The following is a 6,051-nucleotide window of genomic DNA, read 5'->3' on the forward strand; positions in this document are numbered from 1 at the left end:
CGTCCGGCGGTGGGCGGCGCGCTGCGCGCCGCGTCCTGGCGCCGGCTCTGGGGCTGGCTCAGCGGCGCCACCGGCGCCGGGGCGCTGCACGCGCTGGCGCTGTGGGGTTGGCACGTGCCGGCGTGGTTCGTGCTGGCCGCCACGCATCCGGGCTGGCATGCGTTGCAGCACTTCAGCTTCCTGGGCACGGCGCTGCTGTTCTGGTGGGCGGTGTTCGCCGGCGCGCGGCGCAGGCCGGGGGCGGCGTTGATGCTGCTGTTCATCACCATGCTGCACAGCGGTGCCCTGGGCGCGCTGCTGACGCTGGCGCCCACGCCCTGGTATGGCAGCGGCCTGGAGGACCAGCAGCTCGGCGGCCTGCTGATGTGGGTGCCGGCGGGCGCGGTGTACCTGCTGGTGGGGCTGGTGGTGGGCAATGGGGTGCTGAGGGCGCGGGCGTGAGGGCGTGGCCGCAGCTCACGGCACGCGCTTGGCCGCCTGGCTCCGGTCCGCCGCGTCCGCCGGTGCCAGCTCGGCCGAGTCATCCTTTGCCGGACCCCGATCCAGCCGCCTCAACTGCAACTCCGCCAGCGACTCGTACAGCGGCCGGCTGATCTGGCGCGACACCAGGCTGGCCAGCAGCGCGGAGGCCATGAGGCTGAGCACCATGGTGTGGCCGGCCACCATCTCCATCACGATGATGAAAGCGGTGATGGGCGCCTGCGTCACCGCGGCCAGGAAGGCCGCCATGCCCATGGCGATCAGCGCCGGCGCCAGCGCGGGGCTCTGCACCAGCGTGCTCACGTCCTGCCCCAGCCCCGCGCCGATGGACAGCGAGGGCGCGAACATGCCGCCCGGCACGCCCGACCAGGCCGACAGCCAGGTCGCCAGCAGCTTCAGCAGCACGAACAGCACCGGCAGGTGCTCGCCGTCCTCGTGCGTGCCCTCCAGCAGGCCGCGCGTGTGCTCGTAGCCGCTGCCGAAGGTGGCGCCGCCGGTGACGCTGCCGATCACGGCCACCGCCAGCGCGCAGCCGGCGGCAAAGCGGATGGGGTAGCGCTGGCGCCAGGCGCTGAAGCGGTCCGCCGTGCCGGCAGTGGAGGCGATCAGCAGCCGCGCGAACAGCCCGCCCAGCGCCCCGGCCAGCAGCGTCACCAGCAGCCCCGGGCCCAGCAGCGCCCAGTCCAGCGCCTGCGGCACCCGCACCACGCCGAAATACGTCAGGTTGCCGAACACCGACACGGCGATCAGGCCGGCCAGCACGATGGCGGAAATCAGCAGGCCGCTGCTGCGCTGGTTGAGCGTGCGCGAGAGCTGTTCGATGGCGAACATCACCCCGCCCAGCGGCGTATTGAAGGCCGCGGCCACACCGGCGGCGCCGCCGGCCACCAGCAGCCCGTGCGCGTTGATGACGGTGCGCCGCGACAGCCAGCGCCGCGCCGCCAGCATCACCCCGGCCGCGACCTGCACCGAGGGCCCTTCCCGCCCGATGGACAGCCCCGCCAGCAGCCCGGCGGAGGACAGCAGCACCTTGGCCAGGCTGATGCGCAGCGAGACGAAAAGGCCGTACTGCTGGGTTGGCGTGGCCGTGTCCAGCGCCGCCATCACCTGCGGGATGCCGGAGGCGCCCGCGCCGGGAATGAAGCGCCGCGTGACCCAGACGATGGCGGCGACGCACAGCGGTCCGGTGACGAAGATGGCCCAGGGCGCATGCCGCCACAGCCGCTCGAACAGCGCCAGCGCGTGATTGGTCAGTAGCGTGAAGCCCACCACCAGCAGTCCGGCCGCCGCGGCGGCGGCCAGCACGATGGCCCGGTCCAGCCACGGTCGCCAGTCCACCAGCTCGGCTCGCAGGTTGCGCAGGATGTCGGGCTCGTGCTGGTGCTGCATGGGTCGTTCTCAACCGCCGCGCGCTGCAAGGCAAGCCGGCGGGTAATGCATTTCAGGACCCGCGCGAGGGTAGCAAGGTCCACGCCCGTACCTGCGCCGGCGAGCGGCGCCGCAAGCCCTGGGCAGGGCGCGCCGTGGGCCATGCCGGTACGGGCCATGCTCCATCTTGAAGCCCTGCCGCGCGGCGTCGCGGGGCGCGATGAGGGCGCGTCCCGGCTGATGGCACGCTTGCGGGCTTTGCGGCCCGGGCCGCGACCGATCACACGATGAGAAACAGACGCACGCTCCTGCTGTTCCTGGCCGCCCTGGCCTCCGTGGGCTTGGCCGCCACGCTGTTCCTGCGCTTTGCCGTGCCCAGGTCGGCACCGCCGCAAAGCCTGCTGCGCCCGGACGACGCGGCGCTGCTGGTGCAGGGCGAGCGCCTGTACCGCGCGCACTGCGCGAGCTGCCATGGGGCCAACCTGGAAGGGCAGGCCAACTGGCGCGAGCGCGGGCCCGACGGGCTGCTGCCCGCGCCGCCGCACGACGAGAGCGGCCATACCTGGCACCACCCCGATGAGCAGCTGCTGCGCCTCACCAAGCTCGGCATCGCCAGGGCGGCCGACATGCCGGACTACAAGTCGGCCATGCCGGCCTTCGAGGGCGTGCTCAGCGACGCGGAGATCGTGGCCGTGCTGTCGTGGATCAAGTCCAAGTGGCCGCCGGCGGTGCGCGCCAAGCACGACCAGATCAACGCGCAGTACGCGGCGTCGCGGGAGAAGTAGAAACGTGCGCAAGGCTTGTTGCGGGACGAAGCACGGATTGCGGCCTCTCTACTTCGTCAATCCTCCGCAACCCGCTTTGCCAACGAAAAAGGGCCCTTGCGGGCCCTGGAGGATGGCCCCTGCCGGGGCCGCGGACCGGCTTTACTTGGCCGGCACCGCTTTGTTCTGCTTGTTGGCTTGTTCCCGGTCGGCCTGCGGCACCGGCGCCGGCACGCCTTCCTCCGGCTTGCCGCTGGAGTAGGCCACCGCCTCGCGGTTCTGGCCCGGATCGGGCTTGCCCGGCAGCGGCGGCAGGGCGCGTGCGCGCTCCACGTCGATGCCCGCGATGCCGGCCACGCGGCGGCCGTAGTCCTCGTCGCAGTGCAGCAGGTGCCAGACCATGCGCAGTTGGATCACCTCGGGGCATGCCTTGAGGTCGTTGCCGACGTTGTTCACCAGGTCGTCGCGTTCCCAGTCTTCGAAGCTGCGGTAGCGCTCGCCAGCCTGCCGGTAGTCGTCGGCCGTGCGCGTGGTCTGGTAGCGGCCCAGGTGTCCCTCGACCCACTGGTGGTGGTCCTTCTCCGGCTTGGGCGCCTCCTGCAGTCCGCCCAGGTGGCTGGGCTCGTAGTTGATGTGCTTGCCCTCGCCACCGCCGTCCACGTAGTAGGCCATCTGGCCGTCACGCTGGTTGGTGCGCGCCTGCTCCTGCGGCGCGTTGATGGGCAGTTGCAGGTAGTTGGGGCCGACGCGGTAGCGCTGGGTGTCGGAGTAGGAGAGGGTGCGGCCCTGCAGCATCTTGTCGTCCGAGAAGTCGATGCCGTCCACCAGCACGCCGGTGCCGAAGGCCGACTGCTCGGTCTCGGCGAAGACGTTGTCGGGATTGCGGTCCAGCACCATGCGGCCCACGGGCAGCAGCGGGAAGCGGTCCTCGGGCCAGCGCTTGGTGTCGTCCAGCGGATCGAAGTCCAGCTCGGGATGCGCGTCGTCGCTCATGAGCTGCACGCAGAACTCCCACTCCGGGAAGTCGCCGCGCTCGATGGCGTCGTACAGGTCGCGCGTGGCGTGGCCGACGTCACGGGCCTGGATCTCGGCGGCCTGCGCGCTGGTCAGGTTGCGCACGCCCTGCTTGGGTACCCAGTGGAACTTGCACAGCACCGCCTCGCCCTGGTCGTTGACCAGCTTGTAGGTGTTGACGCCCGAGCCCTCCATCTCGCGGTAGTTGGCCGGGATGCCCCAGGGGCTCTTGACCCAGGTGACCATGTGCAGCGCCTCGGGGTGCAGCGAGACGAAGTCGTAGAAGCGCCAGGGCTCCTGCCGGTTCGACACCGGGTCGGGCTTGAAGGCGTGGATCATGTCCGGGAACTTGATGGCGTCGCGGATGAAGAAAATCTTCAGGTTGTTGCCCACCAGGTCCCAGTTGCCGTCCACGGTCTTGAGCTTCACCGCGAAGCCGCGCGGGTCGCGGGCGGTCTCGGGCGATTCCTTGCCGCCGATGACGGTGGAGAAGCGCACGAACACCGGCGTGCGCACGCCGGTCTGCGTCAGCACCTTGGCGCGCGTGTACGTGGTGGCGGGCTCGTCGCCGATCTTGCCGTAGGCCTCGAACCAGCCGTGCGCGCCCGTGCCGCGGGCATGCACCACGCGCTCCGGAATGCGCTCGCGGTCGAAGTGCGTGATCTTCTCGATGAACTGGTAGTTCTCCAGCGTGGCCGGGCCGCGTTCGCCCACGCTGCGCAGGGACTGGTTGTCTGAAACGGGATGGCCCTGGCGGGTCGTGAGGGTGGGTCGCTGGTTGCTGCTCATGTTGGATTTCCCTCTGTTGCGGTCCGGGGAAAGCCAGGTGCGGCAATCGGGGCGCCGACAGGGCAGCAAGGTTTTGAATGAGGAGCCGGCGATGGCAGCAGTGAAGGACTACGAGGAGCAGGCCGTCGAAGGCGGCGTGCCGCTGAAGATGTGGACGCGCGGGGTGCCGGTGGAGGACGCGGCGCGGCAGCAATTGGCCAACGCGGCGAAGCTGCCGATCGTCTTCCGCCACGTGGCGGCGATGCCGGACGTGCACCTGGGCATCGGCGCCACGGTGGGCTCGGTGATCCCGACGGTGAGGGCCATCATCCCGGCCGCGGTGGGGGTGGACATCGGCTGCGGAATGATCGCCGCGCGCACCACGCTCTCGGCCGCGGACCTGCCGGACAACCTGGGCCCGCTGCGCAGCGCCATCGAGCACGCCGTGCCGCACGGGCGCGCGCCCGGCAGCCGCGACCCCGGCGCGTGGCGCGACATCCCGCCGCCGGTGGACGCGGCCTGGGCCGCGCTGGCGCCGGAGTTCAAGGAGATCTGCCGCAGCCACCCCAAGCTGGAGAAGACCAACCAGCGCACGCACCTGGGCACGCTGGGCACGGGCAATCACTTCATCGAGGTCTGCCTGGACGAGACGGATGCCGTGTGGTTCATGCTGCACTCCGGCTCGCGCGGCGTGGGCAACGCCATCGGCACGCACTTCATCGAGCTGGCCAAGCAGGACGCGATGCGCCACCAGGCCAACCTGCCGGACCGCGACCTGGCCTACCTGGAGGAAGGCTCACGCTACTTCGGCGACTACGTGCGCGCGGTGGGCTGGGCGCAGAAGTTCGCGGCCACGAACCGCGAGCTGATGATGAAGGCGGTGGTGGCGGCGGCGCGCAAGGTGATCCGCAAGCCCTTCGAGGTGCAGACCGAGGCGGTGAACTGCCACCACAACTACGTGCAGCGCGAGCGGCATTTCGGGCAGGACGTCTGGGTCACGCGCAAGGGCGCGGTGAGCGCGCGCGAGGGGGAGCTGGGCATCATCCCGGGCAGCATGGGCGCGCGCAGCTTCATCGTGCGCGGCAAGGGCAACCCGGAGAGCTTCAACAGCTGCTCGCACGGCGCGGGGCGGAAGATGAGCCGCACGGAGGCCAAGCGCCGCTTCACGGTGGCCGACCAGCGTGCCGCCACCGAGGGCGTGGAGTGCCGCAAGGACAAGGACGTGATCGACGAGATCCCGCACGCCTACAAGGACATCGACGCGGTGATGGCGGCGCAGGACAGCCTGGTGGAAGTGGTGCACACGCTGCGGCAGGTGGTGTGCGTGAAGGGGTGAATCACTCCAGCGGCCGCATCCGCCCCATCACCATCGGCCCGCTGAAGTAGGGCGGCAGCGGCAGGCCCTGGCGCTGCAGCTCGCGACGGTAGTCGCGCAGCATCATCCAGCGCTGGTAGGGCTCGTCGCGGCCCGAGAGCGCCACCGACAGCCGCATCACCATGCTGTGCGTCGGCGAGGGCGGGGCGCCTGCGGGCGTGAGCAGCATCCACGCCACCAGCCCCGCCACCAGCGTGCGCGGCGCGTGCAGCGGCGGCGCGTGCATGCCGCGCAGCGCCGCCAGCGCCGCGGCCAGCCCCAGCGCGAAGCCCAGCAGCGCCT

The 6,051-nt window shown here is 71.0% G+C and carries 5 protein-coding genes and 1 pseudogene; 3 read left to right on the plus strand and 3 right to left on the minus strand.

Annotated elements, in window-relative coordinates:
• Positions 1-441, plus strand: a 441-nt coding sequence (locus Q0741_RS19785; RefSeq protein ID WP_298234910.1) for a cytochrome c oxidase assembly protein, incomplete at its 5' end; no start/stop codon positions are given.
• Positions 442-456: 15 nt separating this feature from the next.
• Here the strand turns inward: Q0741_RS19785 and Q0741_RS19790 are convergent.
• Positions 457-1,869, minus strand: a complete 1,413-nt coding sequence (locus Q0741_RS19790; protein WP_298234911.1) for a chloride channel protein — start codon at positions 1,867-1,869, stop codon at positions 457-459.
• A gap of 266 nt (positions 1,870-2,135) precedes the next feature.
• Here Q0741_RS19790 and Q0741_RS19795 point away from each other — a divergent pair, with 266 nt between their 5' ends.
• Complete coding sequence (locus Q0741_RS19795; RefSeq protein WP_298234912.1) at positions 2,136-2,633, plus strand: cytochrome c; 498 nt, start codon at positions 2,136-2,138, stop codon at positions 2,631-2,633.
• A gap of 141 nt (positions 2,634-2,774) precedes the next feature.
• Here the strand turns inward: Q0741_RS19795 and Q0741_RS19800 are convergent, their stop codons facing one another.
• Positions 2,775-4,415: a catalase gene (locus Q0741_RS19800; protein ID WP_298234913.1), complete on the minus strand. Its 1,641-nt coding sequence runs from the start codon at positions 4,413-4,415 to the stop codon at positions 2,775-2,777.
• A gap of 91 nt (positions 4,416-4,506) precedes the next feature.
• On the opposite strand from Q0741_RS19800, the gene Q0741_RS19805 reads away from it, so the two are divergent.
• Positions 4,507-5,730, plus strand: a complete 1,224-nt coding sequence (locus tag Q0741_RS19805) for an RtcB family protein (protein ID WP_298234914.1) — start codon at positions 4,507-4,509, stop codon at positions 5,728-5,730.
• 1 nt (position 5,731) lies between these two features.
• On the opposite strand, the pseudogene Q0741_RS19810 reads toward Q0741_RS19805, so the two are convergent.
• Positions 5,732-6,051 (minus strand): annotated as a pseudogene (locus Q0741_RS19810) (hypothetical protein); the annotation flags it as partial.

Source organism: uncultured Azohydromonas sp. (genome assembly GCF_937926365.1).
In the GTDB taxonomy this organism is placed as follows: Bacteria; Pseudomonadota; Gammaproteobacteria; order Burkholderiales; family Burkholderiaceae_C; genus Azohydromonas.